This is a genomic window from Cupriavidus sp. 86D6, from assembly GCF_057815095.1.
The window spans coordinates 520,141-545,518 of the sequence record NZ_JBYPSB010000002.1 but is presented as its reverse complement, the minus strand read 5'-3'; the positions used below and the strand labels follow the sequence as shown (position 1 = coordinate 545,518).

Here is a 25,378-nt window from a genome sequence, read left to right as displayed (position 1 = left end):
AGCCCACAAAAGTGGGGTGCGGGTGTTTCGACGGTGTTTTCGGTAAACTGTCGGCCTTTCCGCAGCCTCCACAGCCCCAGTTCCCCCGATGTCCAGCACCCACGAAGTCCGTCCCGGCCAGTCCATCGAGCTGCTCAAGGAACTCCATATCCTGACGCGCGACGGCAAGATGAACCAGGACAGCCGCCGCAAGCTCAAGCAGGTCTACCACCTGTTCCAGTTCATCGAGCCCCTGCTGCGCGAGGTAAAGGACGCCAAAGGCGCCGTGTCGCTGGTGGACCACGGCGCCGGCAAGTCTTACCTGGGCTTCATCCTTTACGACCTGTTCTTCAAGGATCTGAAAGACAGCTCGCATATCTACGGCATCGAGACGCGCGAGGAGCTGGTCACCAGTTCGACCGAGCTGGCCAGACGCCTTGGCTTCCCGGGCATGTCGTTCCTGAACCTGTCCGTGGCCGATTCGATCACATCGCCGGCGCTACCGGAGACGGTCGACGTCGTCACGGCGCTGCACGCATGCAATACCGCCACCGACGATGCCATCCGCTTCGCGCTGGCCAAGCGCGCGCAGCATATCGTGCTGGTGCCGTGTTGCCAGGCTGAAGTGGCAGCGGTGCTGCGCAAGCACAAGGGCCGGCTGCTTGCGGGCAATCCGATGACGGAAATCTGGCGCCACCCGCTGCACACGCGCGAATTCGGCAGCCAGCTGACCAACGTGCTGCGCTGTCTGCAGCTGGAAGCGCACGGCTACCAGGTCAGCGTGACGGAGCTGGTGGGCTGGGAACACTCGATGAAGAACGAACTGATCATTGCCCAGTACAAGGACCTGCCGCGCCGCCGGCCGGCCGAGCGGCTGCAGCAGGTGCTGGAGTCCGTCGGGCTGGAGGAACTGAGCGACCGATTCTTCACCCCCGACACGTCCGCCACGCCCGCCACGTCGGAGTAAGCGGGCGCGCGCAACGCCGCGACGATTGCCCGCTCAGAGATCGCTCTGGCCCGCCATCCACTTGAGCCACCCCGCGTGGCCAAGCTGGCGCAGGGTTTCCATGTTGCGCTCGTAGATGTCCTCGGCCTCCGGGAAAGCCTCCGCCGCGCGGGCGATGCTGTCCTCGCGCAGCAGATGCAGAATGGGATACGGCGCCCGGTTCGTGTAGTTCTCGATATCGTCCGGCGCGGTGCCCTCGAACTGGTATTGCGGGTGAAAGCTCGCGATCTGCAGCGTGCCTTCCAGCCGGAGGCTGCCGAGCAGCCGGTCCGCGAAATACAGGAAGTCGTTGTAGGCCAGGAAATCGGCCAGCGCGTGCGGCACGATCAGCAGCGTGGTATCCACCTGCTCCGGATCGGCCTCGGCCAGCGCCCGCAGTTCGCGCTCCAGGTCGTCCAGCACGTCCTCGTCGCGCGTGGCCTGGCTGACCACATACCGCACCTGCCCCTTCACATGCACGCTCTTGGCGAACGGGCACAGGTTCAGGCCGATCACGGCACGCGTGAGCCAGTGGCGCACGTCGGCGACGACGCGCTCGTCTTCGGGGCCGACGGCCTGCCCGGGCATCGTCACTGTCCGTTCTCGATGTGCAGCGCCACGGCCTCGGCCACTTCGATGCCGTCGATGGCCGCCGAATAGATGCCGCCCGCATAGCCGGCGCCCTCGCCGGCCGGATACAGGCCGCGCACGTTGATGCTCTGGTAGTCGTCGCGATTGCGCCGGATGCGCAGCGGCGACGACGTACGCGTCTCCACGCCCGTCAGCACCGCATCGTGCATGGCAAACCCGGCAATTTTCTTGTCCAGCTCGGGCAGCGCCTCGCGGATCGCGTCGATGACGTAGTCCGGCAGCGACGTGCTCAGGTCCGTGGGCGTCACGCCCGGCTTGTACGACGGCTCGACCGATCCCAGCGCCGTGGACGCACGCCCGGCAATGAAGTCGCCCACCAGCTGGCCCGGCGCGCGGTAGTCGCCACCGCCCAGCGCGAACGCGCGCTCTTCCCACTTTCGCTGAAATGCGATGCCAGCCAGCGGGCCGCCCGGGAAATCCTGCTCGGGCGTGATCCCCACCACGATGCCGGCGTTGGCGTTGCGCTCGGCGCGGTAATACTGGCTCATGCCGTTGGTCACCAGGCGCCCCGGCTCGGACGCCGCGGCCACCACGGTGCCGCCCGGGCACATGCAGAAGCTGTACACGGCACGGCCGTTGCTGGCGTGATGCACCACCTTGTAGTCGGCCGCGCCCAGCAGCTTGTTGCCCGCGAACTTGCCGAAGCGGCTGCGGTTGATCAGGCCCTGCGGGTGTTCGATGCGGAATCCCAGCGAGAACGGCTTGGCTTCCATGAACACGCCCCGGTCATGCAGCATGTGGAACGTGTCGCGTGCGCTGTGGCCCACGGCCAGGATCACGTGGTCGCACGGCAGGTAGTCGCCGTTGGACAGCTTGAGCCCGCGCACCTGGCCGTTGTCGATGTCGATATCGTCCACGCGCGTCTCGAAGCGGATTTCCGCGCCCAGTTCCAGCATCTCGGCGCGCATCTTCTCGACCATGCTCACCAGCCGGAACGTGCCGATGTGGGGCCGCGCCTTGTAGAGGATGTCCTCGGGCGCACCGGCACGCACGAATTCCTGCAGCACCTTCCGGCCGTAGTGCTTCGGGTCCTTGATCTGGCTGTACAGCTTGCCGTCGGAAAACGTGCCGGCGCCGCCCTCGCCGAACTGCACGTTCGACTCCGGATTCAGCACGCTCTTGCGCCACAGGCCGAAGGTGTCCTTGGTGCGTTCGCGCACTTCCTTGCCGCGTTCCAGGATGATCGGGCGATAGCCCATCTGCGCCAGCAGCAGTCCGGCCAGCAGCCCGCACGGCCCCAGGCCGATCACCACCGGACGCGACTTCGGGCCGCCTTCGGGCGCCCTGGCCACGAAGTGATACGCCATGTCCGGCGTGACGCTCCAGTTCGGTTTGCGCTGCATGCGCTTGACGGCGGCGGCCTCGTCCTTGACCTCGATGTCGATGATGTAGGTCAGCTTGATATCGTCGCGCTTGCGGGCATCGTGCGCACGGCGGAACACCGTGAATCCGACAAGGCCGTCGCCCTTGACACCGATCTGGGCCAGATGGCTGCGCACGGCAGCCTCGAGGTCGCTCTCGACGTGGTCGAGCGGCAGTTTGACTTCACTGAGACGTAGCATGGGGTACCGATTCTTCTGCGGCCTGGATGTCTGGTGGCCGGGCGTTACCCAGCAGGAGGCCAGAACGGCCGAGCCGCGATTTTAGCAGCGACCATAGGCCCGGGCGCGGCGCCGGCGTCATGATCCGCAACTGCACCGGCCCCTGCGCCACCAGTTGGTGCCAACCTGCCGCATCCGTCACACAGACACCGCCGGGGCACAGATGCCGGGGCACCCGGCACACCTGTTCGGCCAGCCAGCGCGGCGCGCCCGCCATGGCCACCCGGCCTTGCTGGACATGCACCACCGCGCCGGCCTTCAGGTGCAGGCTCAGGCACTGGCCGGCAGCCAGGAAGAGGGTCTGGACGTCTCCGGAAATCGTCTCGGGGGATGACATGGCGGCACTCCTTGGCAAATGAAGAACGTGCCACCAGCGTATCGGCGCGCCTGCCGGGCCAACAGGCACAAGCGTCCGCCCCCTCGACCAGAACAGATGCAAAACTTTGGCGCTGTTACGATACAGCGGCGTACCATCTGTATCTGTTCCAACCGTCGCGCCCGCGCGAAGATGCCGCCATGTCCATCGTTGCCCCTGCCATCGCGCCAGCCTCCGCTGTCCGCCCCGTCCCGCCGCACGCATCCGGCCCGCTCTACCAGCAGCTGGCGGGCCACTATCGCCAGGCGATCTCGGCGGGCACGCTGGTGCCGGGCGATCGCATGCCGTCGGTGCGGGCGCTGATGGGGCTGCACGCGGTCAGCCTGTCCACCGCGCTGCAGGCATGCCGCGAACTGGAGGCGGCCGGCCTGCTCGAAGCGCGGCCCCGGTCGGGCTACTTCGTCTGCGCGCCGGCGCAACCGGCCCTGGCGCCTATCGAGGAGCCGGTGCCCGGCCTGCCCGATCCGGCGCAGTACGTCGGCATCCACCAGCGCATTTCTGCCATCCTGGCCCGCAGCAAGCATCACCGGATCAACCTGGGCGGCGCCTGCGGGGCGCCCGAGCTGTACCCGACCGATGCGCTGCGCAACGCGGCCACGCGGGCCCTGCGCCGCTACCCGGAACTGTTCGGCACATCGGTCGATTCCGATGGGCATCCGGCCTTCCGGGCGGCGCTGGCCCGTCACGCGCTGCGGTCGCGCATCAACGTCTCGCCAGAGGAAATCGTAGTCACGCACGGCGCCACCGAGGCGCTGACGCTGGCCCTGCGCGCGGTGGCCGGCCCCGGCGACGTGATCGCCGTGGAATCGCCCACCTATTACGGTCTATTGCAGATCCTGGAAAGCCTGGGCATGCGCGCGCTGGAGATCCCGTGCAGCCCCCAGACCGGCATCTCGCTCGAGGCGCTGGAACTGGCCGCCCAGACCTATGCCAACATCAAGGCCGTTTGCGTGGTGCCGAACCTGCAGAATCCGCTCGGCTGCGTCATGCCCGACGCGCACAAGCAGCGGCTGGTGGCGTGGTGCGCCGCGCGCGGCATCGCCATGATCGAGGACGACTGCTGTTCGGCCACGTTCGACGACGATGCCCCGCTGCCAGCGGCCAAGGCGTGGGACACCACCGGCACGGTGATCCACTGCGCGTCGCTGCACAAGGTGCTGGCCCCCGGCATGCGGCTGGGCTGGATCACGGCCGGCAAGTGGCAGGCGCGCGTGGAAATGCTGAAATTCGGCCTGTCGCGGCCCAACGAGATGCTGACGCAGATCGCGGTGGCCGAGTACATGGGCACCGGCGCGTTCGACCGCCACCTGCGGCGGCTGCGCACGCAACTGCGCGTGCAGCGCGAATGGATGGCGCAGCGGGTAGCCACCACCTTTCCGGCCGGCACGCGGCTCACGCTGCCGCGTGGCGGCCTGCACCTGTGGGTGGAAATGCCGGGCGGCGTGTCGTCCGAGGCCGTATTCGAGCAGGTGATCGGCGACGGTATCCGCGTGATGCCGGGCGCCATGTTCTCCAATTCGAACCGCTTCAACCATTTTCTGCGGCTGAACTGCGGCAACCTGCGCACGCCGGAACTGGAGCGCGCGCTCGACACCGTGGCCGCGGCGGCGCGCCGGCTGGCGGGCTGACAGCCTGGGTGGCCGACTGGCTGGGCGGCAGCCGCCGGCGCCTGGCGCGCGCCAGCCACATCCACATCGGATACATCGCCGTTTCTTTAGATTTCTCCCCACAAGCGGTGCGCGCTCGCCTATGCTAGTGCGCGGTACGCCATCCATCACAAAAAGGGAGAACAACTTGGGGCACGCAACCGCCGCCTCGCGGCTCGACAACGACTATCAAACCCTGTTCCAGCTGGCGCCCGTGTCGCTCTGGCTGGAAGACTTCAGCGCGGTGCGCCGGGCGTTTGAACAACTGCGAGCCGATGGCGTGACCGACCTGCGTCGCCACCTGCGCGACAACCCCGCCGAAGTGGCGCGCTGCTCGGCGCTGATCCGCGTGCTCGACGTGAACCAGCGCACGCTGGACCTGTTCCGCGCCAGCGACCTGGCCGACCTGGTGGCCAACCTCGACAGCGTGTTCCGCGACGACATGTTCGACCAGCACGTGGAGGAACTGGGCCAGCTCTGGGACGGCGGCAACCACTTTTCCAGCCAGACCGTCAACTACACGCTGGACGGCGAACGGCTCGACATCCGCCTGGAAGCCACGGTCATGCCCGGCCACGAGGCCGACTGGTCGCGCGTGCTGCTGTCGATCGAAGACATCACGGCCCGCGTGCGCACCGAGCGCGACCTGCGCCGCGCCCAGCAATATGCGGTGGGGCTGTTCGAGCATTCGCCCGTGTCGCTGTGGGTGGAAGACTTCAGCGCCGTGAAGATGCTGCTGGACGAAGTGCGCGCGGCCGGCATCACCGATTTCCGCACCTTCCTGAACGTGCATCCCGATTTTGTCTCGCGCTGCATGCAGGAAATCCGCGTGCTCGACGTCAACCAGCAGACGCTGACGATGTTCGGCGCGCCCAGCAAGGAAATCCTGCTGTCGCGCCTGGGAGACGTGTTCCGCGACGACATGCGCATCCACTTTGCCGAGCAGCTGATCGACCTGTGGCACGAAAAGCTCTGGCAGCAGCGCGAGGTCATCAACTACGCGCTGGACGGCCGTTCCGTGGACGTCTTCATGCAGTGGTCGGTGTTCCCGGGCCGCGAGGCCGACTGGGACCAGGTGCTGGTGTCGCTGACCGACATCACTGCGCGCAAGAAGGCCGAGGCGTATGTGGAGTTCCTGGGCAAGCACGACGTGCTGACCAAGCTCTACAACCGTGCCTATTACGAGGACGAACTGGCCCGCCTGGGCCGCAAGGGCCCTTGGCCGGTCAGCGTGGTGGCGGTGGACCTGAACGGCCTGAAGGCCATCAATGACCAGTTTGGCCATGGCGATGGCGACGCGCTGCTGCGCCGCACCGGCGAGGTGCTGAAGAAGGCGGTGGGCGAGCAGGCCTGCGTGGCCCGCACCGGCGGCGACGAATTCATGGTGCTGCTGCCTGGGCGCGACGAACGCGGCGCGGCGACCGTGGTCGAGCAGATCCAGGAAGTGGTGGTCCTGAACAACCAGTTCTACCCCGGTGCGCGGCTGTCGTTCTCGATCGGCACGGCCACGTGCGCCCAGGGCGACCGGCTGACCGACACGGTCAAGCTGGCCGACCATCGCATGTACGAGGCCAAGCGGGCGCACTACGCGGAACTGGGCAACGAGCGGCGGCAGCCCGAATCCGATCTGCACTGACGGCTGCGGACGACAAACCCCAGGACGAAAAAAAACCGGCAGTCATCTGCCGGTTCCTGTTTGCGCGGTTTGCGCGGTTTGCGCGGTTTGCGAGGTTGGCGCGGCCGCCAGTTCGGCGGCAGCGGCAAGCCGGGGATCAGAGGAACACGATCAGTGCCACCCCGCCGATGATCAGGCCGAACTTGGTCACGTAATACAGGTTCTTGTTCCACGACTTGAAGCGGCGGCGATACTGGCCGCCCAGCCACACGAAGCGGAACAGCTTGTTGATCGCGCCGGTCTGGTCGTTTTCGTCGTTCGGCGAGCTGGCGGCCGTCATCACCTTGCGGCCCATCCAGTGGTTGACCGCGGCGGCCCAGCGATAGCGCATCGGGCGCTCGATGTCGCAGAACAGGATCAGGCGGTCTGTCTCACTCTTGTTTTCGGCCCAGTGCAGGTAGGTCTCGTCGAACACCACGCCCTGGCCGTCCCGCCAGCTGTGGCGTTCGCCGTCCACTTCGATGAAGCAGCGGTCGTCGTTCGGCGTGGACAGGCCCAGGTGGTACCGCAGCGAACCGGCGAACGGGTCGCGGTGCGGGTTGAGCTTGCCGCCCGGCGGCAGTTCGGCAAACATCGCCGCCTTGACCGACGGCATCTCGCGCAGCAGCGCCACGGTGTTCGGGCACAGCGTTTCCGCCGACGGATGCTGGGCCTCGTACCACTTGAGATAGAACCGCTTCCAGCCGTACTTGAAGAACGAATTGAAGCCAGCGTCATCGTTCTTGTCGGCGGCCTTGATCTTGCGCATGGCGATCAGGGCGAGGCCCTCGTCGCGAATCTGCGGCCACGCGGCACGCAGTTTCTCCAGTTCAGGAAAGCGGTCGACGTCGATGTACGGCGTGCGCGGCACGCCCGAGAACATGTACATGAAGCAATTGACCGGCGCCACCAGTGCCGAATGGTCAAGCACCTGGCGCATGAACGGCAGCCGTACCTTGCCGCGGAAATGCACATACAGGATGGCACCCACGTAGGCGGCGACGATAATCCATTTGATCACCCGAAATCCCTCCAGGACAAACCCCGCCCCCGGGTGTGACCAGTTGGCCGTCGGGGACGGCCTGAGAGCGGAAAACGCGCTATTTTAGCCAAACGGCGACGCTCACGCATCGTGTGATGCATGAGCCTCGCCGCAGGCTGGTGCGTTCAGGGCGTGCCGCGCGATTGCCGGGCGATCCGGTCGATCAGTACGCGCGCATCCTCGGCCTTGCCTTGCAGGGTCAGCAGCCGGGCATTGAGCACGATGTTCTCCAGCACCAGCTTGGCCGTGGACGCCCACAGCGTGGCCAGCAGCGCCTCGTGGGACAGGCCCGAGGTTTCCAGTTCGGTGGAGCGTTCGGCAATGATCCTGCAGGCCAGGGCGCGCAGCTTTTCGTCATCGAAAGGCAGGTTCGCGTAGTCGATGGGATCGGCCTTTTCCACTTCCACCATCAGTTGCAGCAGCAAATCTTCGGTCATCGGCGCACTCCTGGGGGCAAACGGGTCCGGTCGGGTCCGGACCAGGTCAAACGCGGAAATCGGCGGCCATGTCGGCGTCCGTGCGGGCTTCGAGCCGGCCAGAGCGGCACGCCTTGACGAAGACGTCGTAGTCGCGCTCCACCTGGTCGGCGTAGGCATTCGAATAGGCGATCATCGATTCGGCCATGCGGTCGTTGTTGCCCAGGTAGCCGCTGACCTCGGCGGCCAGCCCGCCGGCCTTGGCATGGGCACGCGCCAGCACCCAGCCGCACACGCGGGCATAGGCGGTCAGCACATTGACGTCCATCAGTTCGATGTCGGCCGAGAACTTCATGTCGCGCAACTGGCGGATGTAGAAATGGCGTCCGAACGGCCCTTTCGACCAGCCCAGGAACAGGTCGCTCGCGGCTTGCATCAGGCGCTGCCCCTCCACCACGCGGCGTCCCTCATGCGCGACCGCCGCCGACTTGAAGTAGCGCGCCACCACCGACCGGGTGGCCTCCTTGACCTGCAGGAACAGCGGCTTGCCATGACTGTCGATCATCAACTGGATCAGGCAGCGCGTGCCGACGCTGCCGACGCCCACCACCTTGAAGGCCATGTCATGCAGCTTGAAATGCGACAGCAGTTCGCGCCGGTCGCGGGCAAGCGTCGAGACGTAGTCGGCAAAGCACTTTTCGACGATCTCGCGCGGATTGTCGACGGCCAGCCAGTCGTCCTCGGCACGGAACAGCGTCTGCGCGCCCCGCACATGGAACACGGCGGGCGGCGCGTCGAGAATGCGCCAGCGCTCGCCATCGTGTTCGGACAGCTTGGGCAGCAGGGTTTCGTGCGTGCGCTCCGCGGCCCGCTCCATGGCGCGCCTGACGCGCTTTTGAATATCGGGATCGTCCGTGCTTTCCAGCAGCCGCTCGAACGTGATGCGGTCGTACCAGGTTTCCAGGATGCCCATCTCCGCGTACTCCGCCATCCGTTCGCGATAGCTGGTCACCACCTCGTAGACCAGGTTGTCGGCAACCTGGGTGCCGTGGCGCAGATGGCGCGCCGCCACCACGAAGCTGGCGGTCAGGCGCTTCAGATCCCATTCCCACGGGCCCGGACTGGTCTCGTCGAAATCGTTGACGTCGAACAGCAGCGCACGCTCGGGCGTCGCGAATCCGCCAAAATTCGACAGATGGCAATCGCCGCAGATCTGGTGGATCAATCCCGTGTTCGCCGTGCCGGCCAGGTCGTGGGCCTGGATGATGGCACTGCCACGGTAGAACGTGAATGGCGACGCGATCATGCGCCCGTAGCGCAGCGGGATCAGACGCTCCACCCGACCGGCGCTGCTTTCCTCCAGCAGACGAACCGGATCGCGATCGACATTGCCGATCGATTCCTGTGTGCGTCGCGGCACCTTCTGACGCAGGGCCTTGCCGCTTTCGAGCCGCTTTTCGAGCTCTGCCACCGTTTCCACACTTGCCTCCACGCCCATCGGGCCCAGGACAACGTTAGATTTTGTGCAGCATATGCAACCACGCTAAGACAACTGTTACAGCTTGTCAATTTGCCAGCGTACATCCCAGAAGCGGCGTCGGTGTCACGATGCATCGCAGCCGTCACATGTCATCGTGCGCGGAAAGAAAATCAGACGCTAGCCTACAAAACCGTCACAACTATCCGTGTAAGCTGTGGTCTCAATTCCGCATCGCCAACGAGAAGAGCAGCATTCATGACCAAGCGATTTCTTGCTGCCATGCGTCAATACGTGTGGTTCAAGGGGGTAAAGCATCATGTGGTCCAAGGCGTCGAAGCCTTGGCCGACCTGCTGAAATCCCCATCTGTCGCGGCCCGTGCAGTGGCCGCCATCGTGTCCGAAACCGAACACGGCGTGCAGGTATGGGTATCGTATTTCGGCAAGCCGATGGATCCGCACACCAACTACGTGCTGTGGCCTTCGCGCGTTCTGAAGCCGGCCCGACGACGCATCGCACCGCCGCAGTTGCCGCCGCGGCATTGATCCGCACGGCCGGCATCGGTCCGGACGTGCCGGCATTCCTATTTCAGTGTTTTCGTTGTTCGCCAAGGAGCCACCATGCCCGAACCGCAACATGATGAAGCACTGGTCAACAGCTTTCTGGAGCGCGTGTCGGCCCTGTCCGTCAGTGCTTTCGATGGCGCCGACGTGAACCAGGAACTGACGCAGCTCATGAACGAGGCCGCACGCGCATGCGGCGGCGGCGGCAACCTTGCCGTACTGACGTCCCGACTCAAGGCCCGCGCCGAAGCCGCCGAACGCGAAGGCCAGCCGCAGGTACGCGATACGTTCCAACGCGCCGCCTCGCTGATCAAGGCCTGATCCCCTGCCCCTGACAAACAACGCCCCCGCCGGCAACATGGCTCGCGGGGGCGTTGCTCGTCCGCATACGTCGCATCATCGTGTGCGAAAAAGACGAGCGCACGCTGCCTCGCGCCGGATGCGGTGCACGGAATAAAAAGGAAACGGGAAGCGAACAGCAGGAGGGGAAAACAGCGGAAACGCAGAGGAAAACAAAAGGGCTACACATCATGTGTAGCCCTTTCGAGTATCTGGTTGCGGGGGCAGGATTTGAACCTGCGACCTTCGGGTTATGAGCCCGACGAGCTGCCAGACTGCTCCACCCCGCGTCTGAAGAAAGAGATTATGCAGCAATCTGGGGCGCGTGGCAAGCGTTTCATGCACCAGCACGAAGAAAAAGGCCTCCAACATCTTGGAGGCCTCTGTTCATCACCGCGCATCCTCCGATGACAACGCCTATGCGCGACGTTGCAACGGCTTCACGTTGTCACCTTCCAGGCCCTTCACGGCCTGCGCGACATAGCGGTTCACATGATCGAGCGCCTCGAGTTTGGTATCGAAGGGCTGGCGCGGAAACGGATTGTGACGCGCCATCAGAACCTCGCCATCCTCGCGACGAATGATCTCGATCATGATGGCCCACTTGTCCTTGGGCAGCATGATCACTTCGTAGACGATCTTTAATCCTTCGTATTCGGGCATGGCGCGCTCCTGGTTTTCTACTGCTGGCGCGCACCGCGGCGCGCCTCAGTACCAGACTAGGAGCCATCCCCCGATCCACGAATGACCTGGATCAAGTCAAAACCAATGAGGCCGGTATCGGCGTGTGATACGCCATTGCACGTATCGCAAGGAACTTTGCGGCCAGGAACCGCCAGACAGGCCCAGCGCTATCGCGCCGGGACCACCAGCTTGTCGATCAGCGCATAGGCTGCGGCGAATGCCGCCACTTCGGCCGCATGGCGGGTGGCATAGACATGCGCGCCACTGGCAAGCCGCTCGGTGTCCCCGGCATCGGCCGGGTCCATGCCCTCCTGCGCCACCCGGACTTCGTAGCCCCATGTCTGCGTATCGCCCACGCTGCCGGCGACAGCATCGTGATGCGAGGTCACCAATACGTATGCGTCCATGCCGCGATAGCCTTCCACGCGCCAGTCGTCCTGTTGCATGTGTTGCCTCCGTGAGTAGCGATCAGGATTGAAATTGGAGCCAGCCAGCGCGCAGGCGTTCCGCGCCGACCATGCATACAGCATAGACAGCGAACGCGGCGCGAACGAAAACAAAGGGGGAAAGGAAGAAGCGGGAGGGGAACGGGAATGAAAAAAGGGCTTCCGTCTCCGGAAGCCCTTCTCTCGTATAGGTTGGCGCGGCTGGCAGGATTCGAACCCACGACCCCTTGGTTCGTAGCCAAGTACTCTATCCAACTGAGCTACAGCCGCAACCGAGAAAAGAGATTATATAGAAGTTTTCAGTTTTGTGAACCCCCTTCGCGCATTTTTTTCATCGACGGGGGTCGATGAGCGCAACTTCCTATAATTGAAGCTTCATGAAGTGATCCGGAACATGAACAAGGCATTTGTCAAAGAGTCGTCCAACGATGACGACGACGATCTTCCCGAGGGCGCGACACCGCTGCCCGCCGGCACCAAGAACTACATCACCGCCGCCGGCTACAAGCGGCTGCGCGACGAATTGATGCACCTGATCGATGTGGACCGTCCAGATGTCGTCCAGATCGTGTCATGGGCCGCGTCCAATGGCGACCGCTCGGAAAACGGCGACTACCTCTACGGCAAGAAGCGCCTGCGCGAGATTGACCGGCGCATCCGCTTCCTGACACGGCGGCTGGACAAGGCCGAGGTGGTGGACCCATCGCTGCAGGGCGATAACGACCAGATTTTCTTCGGCGCCACGGTCACGTACGCGAACCAGTCAGGCGAAGAAACCACGATCACGATCGTCGGCATGGACGAGGTGGACCTGGACAGCAACCACGTCAGCTGGATTTCACCGATCGCCAAGGCCCTGATCAAGGCGCGCGAAGGCGACACCGTGCCGCTGCGCACGCCGGCCGGCATCGAACAGATCGACATTCTGGAAGTGAAATACCCGGCGAAATAACAAGGAGACGCCGCGAAAACGATGCCGGCGTCGTTGCGCGGCCTCGGGTCTCTAACCGTCGTTCCGGTCGCGGAAGATGCGGATCACATCCGGGTTCCGACGCAGTGCGCGCATGACGTTGGCCAGGTGCAGGCGGTTTTGCACCTGGATCACGAACTGCATGTACGTGGCTTCCTGATGCCCCGCCACCTGCTGCTGCTCCATCGCCACGTGGGCCACGTTGGCGTCGGCGGCGGTCAGGTCGGCGGCCACACGCGCGACGATGCCTTTCACGTTGCGCACCATGACCTTGATCGACACATCGAAGGCCCGGGTCGTCTTCTTGGCCCACATGACCTCGATCCAGTGCTCGGGGTCCTTGCTGTGCAGGCGCTTGGCCACCTTGCAGTCCTGCACGTGGATCTGCAGGCCTTCGCCCTTGCCCAGATAGCCAACGATCGAGTCGCCCGGGATCGGACGGCAGCACGCCGAGAAGATCATCGACATGCCTTCGTCGCCGGTGATCGGCACGGCCGGGGCTTCCTCGCCGGCGAATGTCTGCACCGCGGCCAGCAGCGCGCTGTCCACATCACCAGACAGCTCCTGCAGCAGGATCTCCATGCGCCGGGCCACCACGGCCGGCACACGCCGGCCCAGCGCCAGGTCGGCGAAGATGTCCTCGCGCACCTTGTTGCCGGTCCACTGGATCATGCGCTCCCACACCGACTGCGGCACCGCCTTCAGTTCGATGCCGAGCTGGCGCGCGGACTGGTCCAGCAGGCGCTCGCCCAGCTGGATGGCCTCGTCGAGCTTGGTGGTCTTGAGGTAGTGGCGGATCGCCGCGCGCGCCTTGCCGGTCCGCACGAACGCCAGCCAGGCCGGATTCGGCTTCGAGTACGGCGCCGTCACGACTTCGACGATATCGCCGCTCTTGAGCTCCGTGCGCAGGGGCAGCAGCTCGTTGTTGATCTTGACCGCCACGCACTGGTTGCCCAGGTCGCTGTGCACCGCGTACGCAAAGTCCAGCGCCGTGGCGCCACGCGGCAGCGCACGGATATGGCCTTTTGGCGTGAATACGTAGACGGCATCCGGGAACAGGTCGATCTTGACGTGCTCCAGGAATTCCTGCGAATCGCCGGTCTGACTCTGGATATCGAGCAGCGACTGCAGCCACTGGTGGGCCTGCTGCTGGATATCGTTGGCATGGTCGGCCTGGTGCTTGTACATCCAGTGTGCCGCCACGCCGGCCTCGGCAATCTGGTGCATGCCGCGCGTGCGGATCTGAAACTCCACCGGCGTGCCGAACGGACCCACCAGCGTCGTGTGCAGCGACTGGTAGCCGTTGATCTTCGGAATCGCGATGTAGTCCTTGAACTTGCCCGGCATCGGCTTGTACAGCCCGTGCAGCGCGCCCATCGCCATGTAGCAGTGCATCTGCGTTTCCACGACCACGCGGAACCCGTAGACGTCAAGCACCTGCGAGAACGACAGCTGCTTGTCATGCATCTTGCGATAGATGCTGTACAGGGTCTTCTCGCGCCCCGACAGCTCGGCCACGATACCGGCGTCGCCGAGCGCGCCCTGCGCCGCCTCCAGGATGCGGCGAACCACCTCGCGGCGATTGCCGCGCGCGGCCTTGACGGCCTTCTCCAGCGTGGCGTAGCGGAACGGCGAGCCAACCTTGAACGACAGTTCCTGCAGCTCGCGGTAAATCGTGTTGAGACCCAGCCGGTGCGCGATCGGCGCGTAGATCTCCATCGTTTCCAGCGCGATCCGGCGCCGCTTCTCGGGCGGCACGAAATCGAGCGTGCGCATGTTGTGCGTGCGGTCGGCCAGCTTGACCAGAATCACCCGCACATCGCGCGCCATCGCCAGCAGCATCTTGCGGAAGCTTTCCGCCTGCGCCTGCTCGCGGCTCTGGAATTCGAGCTTGTCCAGCTTGGTCAGGCCATCGACCAGTTCCGCAACCTTTGGCCCGAACTTCTCGGCCAGCTCGCTCTTGGTGATGCCCTGGTCTTCCATCACGTCATGCAGCAGCGCCGCCATGATGGATTGCACGTCGAGCTTCCAGTCCGCGCACAGTTCGGCCACGGCCACCGGGTGCGTGATGTACGGCTCGCCGCTCTGGCGGTACTGCCCCAGGTGCGCCTCGTCCGAGAACTGGAAGGCCTCGCGCACCACCGCCTGGTCAGCCGGCTTCAGATAAGCCAGCTTCTCCATCAGCCGCGCGATCGAGATGACCTGCTGCCTTGGCGGCACCGCCGGCTGCGACGTCGGACCAAAGAAATGCCGGTATGACTGCGCCAGCACCGCATCGATGAACAGGTCGCCGCCCGGCGTGGCCGGCACGGTGCCAGCCACGGGTTCGGCTACCAGTTCATTGGCCAGGGCCGCGCGCGCCTTGCCCTGCTGGATCGGCGGCACGACGGCACGCTCGCCGACGACGTTGTCGCCGAGCGGATCGGGCAAATTGGGAGCACCGGTACGGGCTGTCACGGGAAGAATTCCGGGACGCTTACGGCCGGCAGGCGCGGAAGGCGCCGGAGGCAGGGATGTGGAAACCGGTACGACACCGGGCAGCGGTGCGCCGGGCGCCACAGGCGTGGCGACCGCACCGGCCGGAGCCGGCACGGCGCCAGGAGGCTTCGCCGCCGGCAATGCACGCGAATGCCCGACCCCGGCGTTGGCCGGGGGAGCAATGGCGGGATCGGTCGGCGACGAAGGCATGGCAGCCCCTGGAATTCAACCGGATGCGCGGCGGGATGCGTACGCACGCGAAGCATGAATGAACCACGGGCCGCCCTGGCAATCAGGTCGGTACCTTCTTGAGCATCTCGATACCCACCTGGCCAGTCGCGATTTCGCGCAGCGCCACCACGGTGGGCTTGTCCTTCGCCTCGACCTTGGGCGTATGGCCTTGCACGAGCTGACGTGCCCGGTAAGTCGCGGCGAGCGCGAGCTCGAAGCGGTTCGGGATGTGTTTCAGACAATCTTCGACGGTAATACGCGCCATATCAAATCCACCTTGGGATAAAACCTGTTCGACAGGCCGGTATTTTACAGCACGCCGCCGGAACCTTCCGGCGACGGGCCTGCAATCAATGAATGCCGAGCTCGATAAACAGCTCGGCGTGACGGGCCTTCTGCGACGAAAAGCGCAAACGGGTCGCGTGAACGACGTTCTGCAGCTGCTTCAGCGCATCCTCGAAAACCTCGTTGATGATCACGTAATCGGACTCCGAAGCATGGGCCATTTCGCTACCGGCCGCCAGCAGGCGCCGCACGATCACGTTCGGCTCGTCCTGGCCCCGCTTCTTGAGGCGGTCTTCCAGGGCGGTCAGGGACGGCGGCAGGATGAAAATCTCCACCGCATTGGAAAAACGCTTGTGGACCTGCTGCGCGCCCTGCCAGTCGATCTCCAGCAGCACGTCGTTGCCCTGGGCCATCTGTTGCTCGATCCAGACGCGCGAGGTGGCGTAGTAGTTGCCATGCACTTCGGCCCATTCCAGGAATTCGCCGCGATCGCGCGCGGCACGGAATTCCTCGACCGTGGTGAAGTGGTACTCGCGGCCGCTCTGCTCGCCGGGGCGCGGCTTGCGGGTGGTGTGCGAGATCGACAGGCGGATGGACTGGTCCTGCGCCAGCAGCGCATTGACCAGCGTGGATTTGCCGGCCCCTGACGGTGCCACCACCATGAACAGGTTGCCGGGATAGGCGGTATCGATGGCGGTGTGGGTGGTGTCGCTCATGATCTTATTCGAGGTTTTGAATCTGTTCGCGCATCTGCTCGATCAGGAGCTTGAGCTCCATCGACGCATCGGCAAGTTCCTTGGCAGCGGCCTTCGAGCCCAGCGTGTTGGCCTCGCGGTTGAGCTCCTGCATCATGAAATCCAGGCGCTTGCCGACCTGGCCGCCCTTCTTCAGGATATGCCGCGTTTCGTTGAGGTGGGCCTGCAGGCGCGACAGCTCTTCGGCGATGTCGATGCGGATGCCGTAGACCGTGGCTTCCTGGCGGATACGCTCGGCCACTTCTTCGCGGCTCATCGACGGCATGCCGTTCGGCGCGGCCAGGTTGAAGGCCTCCTGCAGGCGCTCGGTCAGCTTTTCCTGATGGTGGGCGATCAGCTGGGGAATCATCGGCGTCAGCCGCTCGACGATGGCCAGCATGGCGTCGATACGCTCCTCCAGCGTGGCCTTGAGCGCGGCGCCCTCGCGGCCGCGGGCCTCCAGCAGTTGCTTCAGGGCGTCGCGCGCGGCACCGGTCACGGCTTCGCGCAGGGCTTCCTGCGACAGTTCGGGTTCCACCAGCACGCCCGGCCAGCGCAGGATCTCGCCCATGCGCATGGTACCCGCGCCGGCGAAGGTGCCGGCCACGGTGGATTCCAGCGCGCGGATCTGGTCCAGCAGGCCCTGGTTCAGCGCCAGCGTGGCGCCGCCGGTGTCGGTGCGCTGCAGGTTGATACGGCATTCGAGCTTGCCGCGCGACAGCTCGCCCATCAGCATTTCGCGCAGCGCCGGCTCGAAGGCGCGGCACTCTTCCGGCGCACGGAACAACAGGTCGAGAAAACGCGAATTGACAGTGCGGAATTCCACGGAAACCGAAGCCGTGCGGCCGCTGGGTTCGCCCTGGGCGTTGGTCAGCGGTGCCTGGCGGGTGGCCAGGCCATAGCCTGTCATGCTGTGGATCATCGTCGTTAATCTCGCGAAAGAGTCGAAAAATCAGGATTCGGCACGAAAACCGGGGCCGGCGGCCCGGCCAGCGCGGCCGTACAGGCGCTAAAACGCCCGAAAAATCAATGGGAAAGCGGCGGTCGGAAAGCGCGGAGTTTTGGCAACACTCCCCGCTAATGATTTCTTTACAAGTGACCGATTAGACCGGAGAATCCGGGAGCAAATGAGGTCCCGAATCCTATGACAGAGTCCAAGGGCGCCAACCAACCCAAGAGCGCGCCGCTCCCTATCGGCACGCTGCTTGCCAACTACCGTATTGTAAAGAAGTTGGCCAGCGGGGGGTTCAGTTTCGTCTACCTCGCCACCGACGAGACCGGCGCCCCGGTTGCCATCAAGGAATACCTGCCGTCTTCGCTGGCGCGCCGCAATCCCGGCGAACTGATTCCGGTCGTCCCCGACGAAAACGCCGCCTCGTTCCGCCTTGGCCTGAAGTATTTCTTCGAGGAAGGCCGCTCGCTGGCGCGTATTTCGCACCCCAGCGTGGTTCGCGTGGTGAACTTCTTCCGCGAGAACTCCACGGTCTACATGGTGATGAACTACGAGCTGGGCAAGACGCTGCAGGAGCATATCCTGCAGGCCCGGCAGCAAGGCAAGTCGAAGGTGCTGCGCGAACGGTTCATCCGCAAGGTCTTCCACGACCTCATGAGCGGCCTGCGTGAAGTGCATATTCACAAACTGCTGCACCTGGACATCAAGCCCGGCAACATCTATCTGCGCGAGGACGAATCGCCGATCCTGCTCGATTTCGGTGCGGCCCGGCAGATCCTGACCATGGAAAACGCGCGCTTCCAGCCGATGTACACCCCCGGCTTCGCGGCGCCCGAACTCTATGGCAAGCATTCCGAGCTGGGCCCGTGGACCGACATCTACAGCCTGGGCGCCACGCTGTACGCGTGCATGGCCGGCATGCCGCCGCAGGAGGCCAACCAGCGCGAGAAGGAAGACCGCATGGCTGAATCCTTCACGCGGCTGCGCGCCACCTACACCAATGGCCTGGTCGACCTGGTCGAGTGGTGTCTGCGCCTGACGCCGTCCGAACGGCCGCAGAGCGTGTTCCGGCTCCAGAAGGAGCTGCGCGACCAGAGCAATGCGCTGGGCGAGCAATCGGCCGCCGCGGCAGCCAGCGCCCCCGCCGCGACGACCGGCGAACGCGTCAATGCCACCAGCCGCTTCATGACGCTGCTGCGCCGCCGCGAAGACAAGAGCATCGACAAGCCGACCGCCGCCAAGCCCGTTCACGCCGAAGAAACCGGCCGAAGCGGCGACTAACGCACGAACCCGACACGAATTACCGCAATGCGATTCTCCGTCTATCAGGAAAGCCGGAAAGGCGGCCGCCGGATCAACCAGGACCGCATGGGCTATTGCTTCACACGCGATGCCCTGCTCATGGTGCTGGCCGATGGCCTGGGCGGCCATGCCTTTGGTGAAGTCGCCGCGCAGCAGGCGCTGCAGACGCTGGCACGCCAGTTCCAGTCGCAGGCCCGCCCGTCGATCCGCAACCCTGCAGACTTCCTGCAGGACACGGTCATGCTGGCGCACCGCGAGATCCATCGCTACGCCGAAGCCAACAAGCTGCCCGATGTGCCCCGCACCACGGTGGTCTGCTGCCTGATCCAGAACGGCCAGATCCACTGGGCCCACGCCGGCGATTCCCGCTTCTACCTGATGCGCAAGGCCGCGCTGCTGACCCGCACACGCGACCACTCGAAGATCGAGAACCTGCTGCAGCAGGAACGGGTGCTGCCCATGGAAGTGGCCAACCACCCGGAGCGCAACAAGCTCTACAACTGCCTCGGGTCGCCCAACCTGCCGCTGATCGATATCGGCGGCCCGGTGCGGCTGGAGCCGGGCGATGTGGCGCTGCTGTGCTCGGACGGACTGTGGGGCGTGCTGGACGAAAAGGTCATCGTCGACAAGGTGACCCACCTGTCGGTCGTCCACGCCATCCCGGACCTGATCGAGCAGGCCCTGGCCAACGCCGGCGAAGGTGCCGACAACACCACAGCGATTGCCATGATGTGGGAAGCGGATGCCACCGTGCCGAACGAGGACGCGGTGCTGACCGACACGCTGCCGCTGAACGCGTTCACCACGTCGATCCTGGAACGCACCGGCACCGACACCGACCTGCTGTCCGAGGAAGAAATCGAACGCTCGATCGCGGAGATCCGCGCGGCCATCGACAAGACCTCGAACCTGATGCGCTGACGCGCCAGGCAGCCCCCAAGGACGCAAGATCGCCCCGCCGGCGTTAGAATCGCGGTCTTACCCGATTCCAACGAAAGACTCCCCATGCGACCCAGCGGACGCGCGGCCGACGCGCTGCGACCCATCAGCCTGACCCGTCACTACACCCGACACGCCGAAGGTTCGGTACTGAGTGCCTTTGGCGATACCAAGGTGCTGTGCACGGCCAGCGTGCTGGCCAAGGTGCCGCCGCACAAGAAGGGCAGCGGCGAAGGCTGGGTCACCGCCGAATACGGCATGCTGCCGCGCGCCACGCATACGCGGTCGGACCGCGAGGCCGCACGCGGCAAGCAGACCGGCCGCACCCAGGAAATCCAGCGCCTGATCGGCCGGGCCATGCGCTCGGTGTTCGATCTGTCCGCGCTTGGCGAATATACGATCCACCTTGATTGCGACGTGCTGCAGGCCGACGGCGGCACGCGCACGGCCGCCATCACCGGCGCCTTCGTGGCCGCCCATGACGCCATCGGCACCATGCTGCGCAGCGGCGTGATCCAGGCCAGCCCGATCCGCGACTTCGTGGCCGCGGTGTCGGTCGGCATGGTCGATGGCGTGCCGGTGCTGGACCTCGATTATGCCGAGGACAGCACGTGCGACACCGACATGAACGTGGTGATGACGGGCAGCGGCGGTTTTGTCGAAGTCCAGGGCACGGCCGAGGGCGCGCCGTTCAGCCGGGCGGACCTCGACGCCATGACGCGTCTGGCCGAAGCCGGCATCGCCGAACTGGTGCGCCACCAGAAGCAGGCGCTTGGGCTCTGACGCGCGGGAGGGAATGACGATGCAACGGCTGGTCCTGGCCTCCAACAACGCCGGCAAGGTGCGCGAATTCAGCGCGCTGCTGTCGCCGCTCGGATTCGACGTCGTGCCGCAGGGCGAGCTGGGCATTCCGGAAGCCGAAGAGCCGTTCGTCACGTTCGTCGAAAACGCGCTGGCCAAGGCCCGCCATGCCAGCCGCCTGTCGGGCATGCCGGCGCTGGCCGACGACTCGGGCATCTGCGTGGACGCCCTCGATGGCGCGCCCGGCGTCTATTCGGCCCGCTACGCGCAGATGGTCGGCAAGCCGAAGTCCGATGCCGCCAACAACGCGCACCTGATTTCGCAGCTGGCGGGCAAGCTGAACCGCCACGCCCACTATTACTGCGTGCTGGTGCTGGTGCGCCATGCCGACGATCCGCGCCCGATCATCGCCGAAGGCACGTGGGCGGGTGAAGTGGTGGACGCCCCGCGCGGCGCGGGCGGCTTTGGCTACGACCCGCACTTCCTGCTGCCCCGGATCGGCAAGACGGCCGCCGAACTGAGCGCGGACGAGAAGAACAGCATCAGCCATCGCGCGCTGGCCCTGCAAGGGCTGGTGGCACGGTTGCAGGCCGCCAGTCTCAAGGTAGGCGCATGATCCCGATCATCCCCGCCGGCAGCGGCAAGCCGGCTGACGTGTCGCCGGCCGGCAATCAGCAGCTCTGGCTCAAACCGGGGCAGATCGCCCTGCCCGGCTCGCCGCCGCTGTCGCTGTATGTCCATATCCCCTGGTGCGTGCGCAAATGTCCGTACTGCGACTTCAACTCGCATGCGGCACCGGGCAAGAACGACAGTCACGACATCCCCGAGGACATGTATCTCGATGCGCTGCGTGCCGACCTGGAGCAGTCGCTGCCGCTGGTGTGGGGCCGCCCGGTGCATACGGTGTTCATCGGCGGCGGCACGCCCAGCCTGCTGTCGGCGGCGGGCATGGACCGCCTGCTGTCCGACATCCGCGCGCTGCTGCCGCTCGATGCCGACGCCGAGATCACGATGGAAGCCAACCCGGGCACGTTCGAGGCCGAACGTTTCGCGAGCTACCGGGCCAGCGGCATCAACCGGCTGTCGATCGGCATCCAGAGCTTTGACGACCGGCACCTGCAGGCGCTGGGGCGTATCCACGGCGAGCGTGAAGCGCGGGCGGCCATCGACATCGCGCTGAAGCACTTCGACAACGTCAATCTGGACCTGATGTACGCCCTGCCCGGCCAGACCATCGACGAATGCGTGCGCGATCTCGAAGCCGCGCTGTCCTATGGCACCACGCACCTGTCGCTGTACCACCTGACGCTGGAGCCCAACACGCTGTTCGCGAAGTATCCGCCGGCCCTGCCGGACGAGGACATCGCCTACGAGATGCAGGACATCATCGAGGCCCGCACGGCACAGGCGGGCTTTCGCCATTACGAAACGTCGGCCTATGCCCGCCCGCATCGCGAGGCCAGGCACAACCTCAATTACTGGCGTTTCGGTGATTACCTGGGGATCGGCGCCGGCGCGCATGGCAAGCTGTCGTTTCCGAACCGTATCCTGCGCCAGATGCGCCACAAGCATCCGGCCACGTATATGGAACAGGCCATGGCCGGCAACGCCGTGCAGGAGGCCCGCGAAGTTGGCGCGGACGAACTGCCGTTCGAGTTCATGCTCAACGCACTGCGGCTGACCGACGGCGTGCCGGCATCGAGCTTCCACGACTACACCGGCCTGCCGCTGCACACGATCGGCAAGCAACTGGCCGCGGCGGAGAAAAAAGGGCTGCTCGAAGCGGACCCCACCACGATCAAGCCGACCGAACTGGGCCGCCGGTTCCTCAACGACCTGCAGGAGATGTTCCTGAAGGATTGAGCCGGCATGGCTCATGGTCGTTCGATGAAGGTGAATCCAAAGCAAAAGCGCCACACCCTGATCAGGTGTGGCGCTTTTGCTATGTACTGCGTTGGCTGACCGACGATCAGTACGGCGTCGCCATGTCGTTGGCCACGCGTGCGCGGTCACCCACGCGCAGATTGCCCAGATTGCTCTGCGTCACCGTGGCCACGCGGCCATCGTCAAGCCGCACGTTCACGCGGTAGGCGGTCGACGTATTGCTGCCGGCGCGCTTTTCGATCTGGTTGCCGGCCACGGCGCCACCCACGGCACCGACGATCGTGGCCGCGGTCTGCCCGCGTCCGCCGCCGACCTGGTGGCCCAGCAGGCCGCCCGCCGCGCCGCCGATCACGGTGCCCAGCAGGCCCGAACTGCCCTGCGTCGTCTGGATCGGCTCGATCGATTCCACGCGTCCGGTAAAGACCGAACCGCTCGGCGCCTGGTAGCTGTTGGTGCCCGGCTGCTGATAAGGCTGCGGAGGCGGGGCCGTGTTGTAGTTGCCGTAGCCGCCGTAACCGGGCTGCGCGCAGCCGGCCAGGCCAGCGGCCAGCGCCAGTGCGCCGAGGCTGCCAAGCGCCAGCCACGACCTGGGCGTGTCCTTGTTGTCCTTGTGTTGTCCCTGCATGATCAATGCTCCTCTGATAGCGGATTGAGGCGTTTGGAAAGGTGGACCTGCGCGGCAAGCGCCCGCAAATCGACCTTTCTAGGAACCTTACAGCCCCAACATGGTTCCGCGCTGTCCGACAAAGACCGACAAATGCGCCAGTGCCCGACCCATTCCGGGCCGAAGCCGTCATGGCCCCGTCAACCATGCGACCTGTCGTGCGCCCATCAAGCCGCACACTGCCAGGCCCTGCGACCTTGTATAATGCGCGGCCGGGCATGACGGATGACACGCCGCGCCCGGTATCCAACCCGAAAGGAAGCGTGGCCGAGTGGTTTAAGGCAGCAGTCTTGAAAACTGCCGATGGGGTGACCCATCCGTGAGTTCGAATCTCACCGCTTCCGCCAGACAAATGAAAAATGCCGCGGCACCGCTCCGATCTGGAGCCAGTGCCGCGGCATTTTTTGTTGGCCGCCCGCAGGCGGCCAGATCGGTCCGACTCAGTCCGCCTCAGTCAGATTGATACTTCGGCGAACGCGGGCCGTACAGGATGCCGTTGGGCATCCCGGCCGACAGCAGGCGTGCGCTCGCGGTGCCGGCCACGGGATAGCTGGCGTCGGTCAGGTGGTTCATCGCCTGGTTGATGGCTGCCGTGACCAGCATGCCGATCAGGCCGCCGCCGCTGCTGCTGCTGTCCTGCGCCGCCACCGCCCTGCCGCTCCAGAGTTCATCGCCGGTCTTCAGGTCCACCAGCGTCGCTTTCGCGGCCACGCGGGTCACGCTGCTCAGCACCTGGTAGCGCGAGCCGTAGTCGGTCACGGTCACATACAGCGCCGCGTCGGCCCCGAAGATCTCGCGCAGCTTGGGCACCGGCACAGTATGGATATCACCGGGCACGGTCAGGCCGTTCTGGCGGAACGTTTCGTCGACCAGCGCCACCGGCAACACGTAGTAGCCCGATTCGGCCAGCGGATACGTGGCCTGCGCCAGCATCGCGTAGGTGGCCTTGATGTCGGGCGACTCGTTCAGCGGCGGCAGCACCACGATCGAACGCGGGCGCGCTTGCTTGAACGCGGCGTAATTCACTTGCGTGGTCGGCACGGCGCAGCCGGCGAACAGCGCGGCCGTGCCCAGGGCGGCGATACAGGTCAGAATGCGGCGCATCATTTGGTGCTCCCTGCGGTGACGTCAGACCTGGCGGCGGCCGTGGTTTCCGCCCTGGCCTGCGGTGCGGTGGCGGCCCCCGCTTCCTTGCGTTCGTCGGTCTTCATGTTGCGCATCAGGAAGTCCATGTACGGCGTGGACTCGGGGAACAGCGTCTTTTCGGTCTGGAATTCCTTGACCGTCTGCTCGCCCTTGCCCACGTTCAGGTAGAGCATGCCAAGCTGGGCGTGATAACCGGGCGGCACCGAACCGCCCTTGGCCTTGATCTTTTCCAGGCCGCTTTCCAGCGCGGTGATCTGCGCTTCCTTCGACTCACCCTTGAAGTACTCGTAGACCTGCGACTGGTAGCCTTCCCACTGGTACATCGACTGCGGACCGGCGCAGCCAGCCAGCAGGCCGGCCGCCGACAAAAACGCCGCGTTGCGCAGCGTGACCCATTGCTTCATGTTTTTCTCGCTTCTTTTGTTGGTAACGACTTACTGCTGAACGGGCTTCCAGGCCCCGCTTTCGATCGCGTTCACCAGGTTGTTCACGGCTTCGCGCATGGCCAGGTCCATTACCTTGCCGTTGAGCGTCGAGTCGAAGCTCGCCGTTCCGCCAAAACCGATCACCTCGCGATTCGACAGCTTGTATTCCCCCGCGCCCTGCGTGGCGTACACGACTTCGGACGTGCTGATATTGACGATATTCAGGTTGACCTTCGCGTAGGCCACCTGCTCGCGGCCGCGGCCCAGGATGCCGAACAGCTGCACGTCGCCCACTTCCTTGCGGCCGAACTCGGTGATATCGCCGGTGACCACGAAATCGGCACCCTTGAGCTTCTGGGCCTGGTTCTTGATGGCGGCTTCGCGCTTGATCTCGTCGAGATTCTCGCGCTCCAGCACGTTGAAGCGGTTGGTCTGCTGCAGGTGCGTCACCAGGCTGGTCTTGGCCTGGCCGCTCAGGCGGTCGATACCGTCCGAGAACACACCGCGCATGTAGTTCGAGCGGTTATCGAACTTGCCCACCGCGATCGGTGTGCGCACGCCGTTGAACGGGCGGCTCGCGCTTTCCACCTTCTGCACCGGCAGGGCCGTCGACGTTTCGGTCGCGCAACCGGCCAGGCCCATGGCGGCCACGATCCCGGCCAGGCAGCAGCTCTTCAGATTCCTCACTTCCATTTCTCCAGATAGCG

The 25,378-nt window shown here is 65.0% G+C and carries 27 protein-coding genes and 3 tRNA genes; 12 read left to right on the top strand and 18 right to left on the bottom strand.

The genetic code is table 11. The features are described 5' to 3' along the window. Positions 1 to 88: 88 nt before the first annotated feature. Positions 89 to 946 carry a class I SAM-dependent methyltransferase gene (locus AC3G88_RS07585; RefSeq protein WP_488771182.1) on the top strand — a complete coding sequence of 286 codons (858 nt, stop codon included), beginning with the start codon at positions 89 to 91 and terminating at the stop codon, positions 944 to 946. Positions 947 to 979: 33 nt separating this feature from the next. Here AC3G88_RS07585 and AC3G88_RS07580 read toward each other — a convergent pair whose 3' ends face one another. Genes AC3G88_RS07580 through AC3G88_RS07570 form a run of 3 tightly spaced genes read right to left on the bottom strand, consistent with a single transcriptional unit; the run spans position 980 to position 3,553 of the window. Continuing rightward, positions 980 to 1,552 carry a DUF1415 domain-containing protein gene (locus AC3G88_RS07580; protein WP_488771181.1) on the bottom strand — a complete coding sequence of 191 codons (573 nt, stop codon included), beginning with the start codon at positions 1,550 to 1,552 and terminating at the stop codon, positions 980 to 982. Between the two features lie 2 nt (positions 1,553 to 1,554). Continuing rightward, positions 1,555 to 3,177 (bottom strand): NAD(P)/FAD-dependent oxidoreductase, encoded by a 1,623-nt coding sequence (locus tag AC3G88_RS07575; protein WP_488771179.1) that lies wholly within the window; start codon positions 3,175 to 3,177, stop codon positions 1,555 to 1,557. Continuing rightward, the gene (locus AC3G88_RS07570) at positions 3,161 to 3,553 is read right to left on the bottom strand and encodes a hypothetical protein (protein WP_488771178.1); all 393 of its coding nucleotides are present in this window, start codon (positions 3,551 to 3,553) and stop codon (positions 3,161 to 3,163) included. The genes AC3G88_RS07575 and AC3G88_RS07570 overlap by 17 nt, the downstream gene beginning before the upstream one ends. A 179-nt stretch (positions 3,554 to 3,732) precedes the next feature. Between AC3G88_RS07570 and AC3G88_RS07565 the strand changes: the two genes are divergently transcribed. Together AC3G88_RS07565 and AC3G88_RS07560 are read left to right on the top strand one after the other, a co-directional pair. Next, positions 3,733 to 5,220 (top strand): aminotransferase-like domain-containing protein, encoded by a 1,488-nt coding sequence (locus AC3G88_RS07565; RefSeq protein ID WP_488771177.1) that lies wholly within the window; start codon positions 3,733 to 3,735, stop codon positions 5,218 to 5,220. A gap of 121 nt (positions 5,221 to 5,341) precedes the next feature. After that, positions 5,342 to 6,874: a sensor domain-containing diguanylate cyclase gene (locus AC3G88_RS07560; protein ID WP_488771176.1), complete on the top strand. Its 1,533-nt coding sequence runs from the start codon at positions 5,342 to 5,344 to the stop codon at positions 6,872 to 6,874. A gap of 136 nt (positions 6,875 to 7,010) precedes the next feature. Here AC3G88_RS07560 and lpxO read toward each other — a convergent pair whose 3' ends face one another. From lpxO to AC3G88_RS07545, 3 genes are all read right to left on the bottom strand, one after another. Continuing rightward, positions 7,011 to 7,913, bottom strand: a complete 903-nt coding sequence (gene lpxO, locus AC3G88_RS07555) for a lipid A hydroxylase LpxO (RefSeq protein WP_400395854.1) — start codon at positions 7,911 to 7,913, stop codon at positions 7,011 to 7,013. Positions 7,914 to 8,059: 146 nt separating this feature from the next. Next, positions 8,060 to 8,371 carry a hypothetical protein gene (locus AC3G88_RS07550; RefSeq protein ID WP_488771174.1) on the bottom strand — a complete coding sequence of 104 codons (312 nt, stop codon included), beginning with the start codon at positions 8,369 to 8,371 and terminating at the stop codon, positions 8,060 to 8,062. A 46-nt stretch (positions 8,372 to 8,417) separates the two neighbouring features. After that, entirely contained in the window at positions 8,418 to 9,848 is a 1,431-nt protein-coding gene (locus AC3G88_RS07545; RefSeq protein WP_488771173.1) for a DUF2252 domain-containing protein, read from the bottom strand. Between the two features lie 237 nt (positions 9,849 to 10,085). Between AC3G88_RS07545 and AC3G88_RS07540 the strand changes: the two genes are divergently transcribed. Beyond that, positions 10,086 to 10,373 (top strand): hypothetical protein, encoded by a 288-nt coding sequence (locus AC3G88_RS07540; RefSeq protein ID WP_153947534.1) that lies wholly within the window; start codon positions 10,086 to 10,088, stop codon positions 10,371 to 10,373. 75 nt (positions 10,374 to 10,448) lie between these two features. Further along, complete coding sequence (locus tag AC3G88_RS07535; RefSeq protein WP_153947533.1) at positions 10,449 to 10,712, top strand: hypothetical protein; 264 nt, start codon at positions 10,449 to 10,451, stop codon at positions 10,710 to 10,712. A 231-nt stretch (positions 10,713 to 10,943) separates the two neighbouring features. On the opposite strand, the gene AC3G88_RS07530 is transcribed toward AC3G88_RS07535, so the two are convergent. The 4 genes from AC3G88_RS07530 to AC3G88_RS07515 form a co-directional block, all read right to left on the bottom strand. Continuing rightward, positions 10,944 to 11,020, bottom strand: a tRNA-Met gene (locus AC3G88_RS07530). Between the two features lie 127 nt (positions 11,021 to 11,147). Continuing rightward, a complete protein-coding gene (locus AC3G88_RS07525) occupies positions 11,148 to 11,393 on the bottom strand; it encodes a hypothetical protein (protein WP_487523198.1) in 246 nt (81 codons plus the stop codon). 188 nt (positions 11,394 to 11,581) lie between these two features. Beyond that, positions 11,582 to 11,860, bottom strand: coding sequence for a hypothetical protein (locus AC3G88_RS07520; RefSeq protein ID WP_487523199.1), 279 nt, complete (start codon positions 11,858 to 11,860; stop codon positions 11,582 to 11,584). Positions 11,861 to 12,053: 193 nt separating this feature from the next. After that, positions 12,054 to 12,130 (bottom strand) — tRNA-Arg (locus AC3G88_RS07515). A gap of 124 nt (positions 12,131 to 12,254) precedes the next feature. Between AC3G88_RS07515 and greB the strand changes: the two genes are divergently transcribed. Further along, positions 12,255 to 12,812 carry a transcription elongation factor GreB gene (greB, locus tag AC3G88_RS07510; protein WP_153947530.1) on the top strand — a complete coding sequence of 186 codons (558 nt, stop codon included), beginning with the start codon at positions 12,255 to 12,257 and terminating at the stop codon, positions 12,810 to 12,812. Between the two features lie 51 nt (positions 12,813 to 12,863). Here greB and AC3G88_RS07505 read toward each other — a convergent pair whose 3' ends face one another. The 4 genes from AC3G88_RS07505 to AC3G88_RS07490 form a co-directional block, all read right to left on the bottom strand. Next, complete coding sequence (locus tag AC3G88_RS07505) at positions 12,864 to 15,287, bottom strand: RelA/SpoT family protein (RefSeq protein WP_488771171.1); 2,424 nt, start codon at positions 15,285 to 15,287, stop codon at positions 12,864 to 12,866. 313 nt (positions 15,288 to 15,600) lie between these two features. Next, positions 15,601 to 15,804: a DNA-directed RNA polymerase subunit omega gene (gene rpoZ / locus AC3G88_RS07500; protein ID WP_092594707.1), complete on the bottom strand. Its 204-nt coding sequence runs from the start codon at positions 15,802 to 15,804 to the stop codon at positions 15,601 to 15,603. An 85-nt stretch (positions 15,805 to 15,889) separates the two neighbouring features. Continuing rightward, the gene (gmk, locus tag AC3G88_RS07495; RefSeq protein WP_153947529.1) at positions 15,890 to 16,540 is read right to left on the bottom strand and encodes a guanylate kinase; all 651 of its coding nucleotides are present in this window, start codon (positions 16,538 to 16,540) and stop codon (positions 15,890 to 15,892) included. 4 nt (positions 16,541 to 16,544) lie between these two features. Further along, a complete protein-coding gene (locus tag AC3G88_RS07490) occupies positions 16,545 to 17,480 on the bottom strand; it encodes a YicC/YloC family endoribonuclease (RefSeq protein WP_153947528.1) in 936 nt (311 codons plus the stop codon). Between the two features lie 222 nt (positions 17,481 to 17,702). Between AC3G88_RS07490 and AC3G88_RS07485 the strand changes: the two genes are divergently transcribed. From AC3G88_RS07485 to hemW, 5 genes are all read left to right on the top strand, one after another. Next, complete coding sequence (locus AC3G88_RS07485) at positions 17,703 to 18,791, top strand: serine/threonine protein kinase (RefSeq protein ID WP_153947527.1); 1,089 nt, start codon at positions 17,703 to 17,705, stop codon at positions 18,789 to 18,791. A 27-nt stretch (positions 18,792 to 18,818) separates the two neighbouring features. Continuing rightward, positions 18,819 to 19,733 (top strand): PP2C family protein-serine/threonine phosphatase, encoded by a 915-nt coding sequence (locus AC3G88_RS07480; protein ID WP_153947526.1) that lies wholly within the window; start codon positions 18,819 to 18,821, stop codon positions 19,731 to 19,733. An 84-nt stretch (positions 19,734 to 19,817) separates the two neighbouring features. Continuing rightward, entirely contained in the window at positions 19,818 to 20,534 is a 717-nt protein-coding gene (gene rph / locus AC3G88_RS07475) for a ribonuclease PH (RefSeq protein ID WP_488771170.1), read from the top strand. Positions 20,535 to 20,553: 19 nt separating this feature from the next. After that, complete coding sequence (rdgB, locus tag AC3G88_RS07470; protein WP_400393133.1) at positions 20,554 to 21,168, top strand: RdgB/HAM1 family non-canonical purine NTP pyrophosphatase; 615 nt, start codon at positions 20,554 to 20,556, stop codon at positions 21,166 to 21,168. Then, positions 21,165 to 22,415, top strand: a complete 1,251-nt coding sequence (hemW, locus tag AC3G88_RS07465) for a radical SAM family heme chaperone HemW (RefSeq protein ID WP_153947523.1) — start codon at positions 21,165 to 21,167, stop codon at positions 22,413 to 22,415. The genes rdgB and hemW overlap by 4 nt, the downstream gene beginning before the upstream one ends. A 106-nt stretch (positions 22,416 to 22,521) precedes the next feature. Here the strand turns inward: hemW and AC3G88_RS07460 are convergent, their stop codons facing one another. Next, positions 22,522 to 23,061, bottom strand: coding sequence for an outer membrane lipoprotein (locus AC3G88_RS07460; protein WP_488771169.1), 540 nt, complete (start codon positions 23,059 to 23,061; stop codon positions 22,522 to 22,524). A gap of 296 nt (positions 23,062 to 23,357) precedes the next feature. Here AC3G88_RS07460 and AC3G88_RS07455 point away from each other — a divergent pair. Then, positions 23,358 to 23,447 (top strand) — tRNA-Ser (locus AC3G88_RS07455). 103 nt (positions 23,448 to 23,550) lie between these two features. Here AC3G88_RS07455 and AC3G88_RS07450 read toward each other — a convergent pair. The 3 genes from AC3G88_RS07450 to AC3G88_RS07440 are packed head-to-tail and all read right to left on the bottom strand — an operon-like array spanning position 23,551 to position 25,364. Further along, complete coding sequence (locus AC3G88_RS07450; protein WP_488771168.1) at positions 23,551 to 24,207, bottom strand: DUF799 domain-containing protein; 657 nt, start codon at positions 24,205 to 24,207, stop codon at positions 23,551 to 23,553. Then, positions 24,204 to 24,650 (bottom strand): DUF4810 domain-containing protein, encoded by a 447-nt coding sequence (locus tag AC3G88_RS07445; protein ID WP_400397123.1) that lies wholly within the window; start codon positions 24,648 to 24,650, stop codon positions 24,204 to 24,206. The genes AC3G88_RS07450 and AC3G88_RS07445 overlap by 4 nt, the downstream gene beginning before the upstream one ends. Before the next feature lie 30 nt (positions 24,651 to 24,680). Further along, positions 24,681 to 25,364: a CsgG/HfaB family protein gene (locus tag AC3G88_RS07440; RefSeq protein ID WP_488771167.1), complete on the bottom strand. Its 684-nt coding sequence runs from the start codon at positions 25,362 to 25,364 to the stop codon at positions 24,681 to 24,683. Between the last annotated feature and the right edge of the window lie 14 nt (positions 25,365 to 25,378).

Coding starts and splice junctions, on each gene's coding strand:
- hemW (WP_153947523.1), top strand. CDS start 21,165: ATGATCCCGATCATCCCCGCCGGCAGCGGCAAGCCGGCTGACGTGTCG.
- AC3G88_RS07575 (WP_488771179.1), bottom strand. CDS start 3,177: ATGCTACGTCTCAGTGAAGTCAAACTGCCGCTCGACCACGTCGAGAGC.
- AC3G88_RS07580 (WP_488771181.1), bottom strand. CDS start 1,552: ATGCCCGGGCAGGCCGTCGGCCCCGAAGACGAGCGCGTCGTCGCCGAC.
- AC3G88_RS07520 (WP_487523199.1), bottom strand. CDS start 11,860: ATGCAACAGGACGACTGGCGCGTGGAAGGCTATCGCGGCATGGACGCA.
- rph (WP_488771170.1), top strand. CDS start 19,818: ATGCGACCCAGCGGACGCGCGGCCGACGCGCTGCGACCCATCAGCCTG.
- greB (WP_153947530.1), top strand. CDS start 12,255: ATGAACAAGGCATTTGTCAAAGAGTCGTCCAACGATGACGACGACGAT.
- AC3G88_RS07460 (WP_488771169.1), bottom strand. CDS start 23,061: ATGCAGGGACAACACAAGGACAACAAGGACACGCCCAGGTCGTGGCTG.
- AC3G88_RS07540 (WP_153947534.1), top strand. CDS start 10,086: ATGACCAAGCGATTTCTTGCTGCCATGCGTCAATACGTGTGGTTCAAG.
- rpoZ (WP_092594707.1), bottom strand. CDS start 15,804: ATGGCGCGTATTACCGTCGAAGATTGTCTGAAACACATCCCGAACCGC.
- AC3G88_RS07585 (WP_488771182.1), top strand. CDS start 89: ATGTCCAGCACCCACGAAGTCCGTCCCGGCCAGTCCATCGAGCTGCTC.
- AC3G88_RS07440 (WP_488771167.1), bottom strand. CDS start 25,364: ATGGAAGTGAGGAATCTGAAGAGCTGCTGCCTGGCCGGGATCGTGGCC.
- rdgB (WP_400393133.1), top strand. CDS start 20,554: ATGCAACGGCTGGTCCTGGCCTCCAACAACGCCGGCAAGGTGCGCGAA.
- AC3G88_RS07480 (WP_153947526.1), top strand. CDS start 18,819: ATGCGATTCTCCGTCTATCAGGAAAGCCGGAAAGGCGGCCGCCGGATC.
- AC3G88_RS07485 (WP_153947527.1), top strand. CDS start 17,703: ATGACAGAGTCCAAGGGCGCCAACCAACCCAAGAGCGCGCCGCTCCCT.
- AC3G88_RS07550 (WP_488771174.1), bottom strand. CDS start 8,371: ATGACCGAAGATTTGCTGCTGCAACTGATGGTGGAAGTGGAAAAGGCC.
- AC3G88_RS07535 (WP_153947533.1), top strand. CDS start 10,449: ATGCCCGAACCGCAACATGATGAAGCACTGGTCAACAGCTTTCTGGAG.
- AC3G88_RS07490 (WP_153947528.1), bottom strand. CDS start 17,480: ATGATCCACAGCATGACAGGCTATGGCCTGGCCACCCGCCAGGCACCG.
- gmk (WP_153947529.1), bottom strand. CDS start 16,540: ATGAGCGACACCACCCACACCGCCATCGATACCGCCTATCCCGGCAAC.
- AC3G88_RS07445 (WP_400397123.1), bottom strand. CDS start 24,650: ATGAAGCAATGGGTCACGCTGCGCAACGCGGCGTTTTTGTCGGCGGCC.
- AC3G88_RS07545 (WP_488771173.1), bottom strand. CDS start 9,848: ATGGGCGTGGAGGCAAGTGTGGAAACGGTGGCAGAGCTCGAAAAGCGG.
- AC3G88_RS07450 (WP_488771168.1), bottom strand. CDS start 24,207: ATGATGCGCCGCATTCTGACCTGTATCGCCGCCCTGGGCACGGCCGCG.
- AC3G88_RS07560 (WP_488771176.1), top strand. CDS start 5,342: ATGCTAGTGCGCGGTACGCCATCCATCACAAAAAGGGAGAACAACTTG.
- AC3G88_RS07570 (WP_488771178.1), bottom strand. CDS start 3,553: ATGTCATCCCCCGAGACGATTTCCGGAGACGTCCAGACCCTCTTCCTG.
- AC3G88_RS07525 (WP_487523198.1), bottom strand. CDS start 11,393: ATGCCCGAATACGAAGGATTAAAGATCGTCTACGAAGTGATCATGCTG.
- AC3G88_RS07565 (WP_488771177.1), top strand. CDS start 3,733: ATGTCCATCGTTGCCCCTGCCATCGCGCCAGCCTCCGCTGTCCGCCCC.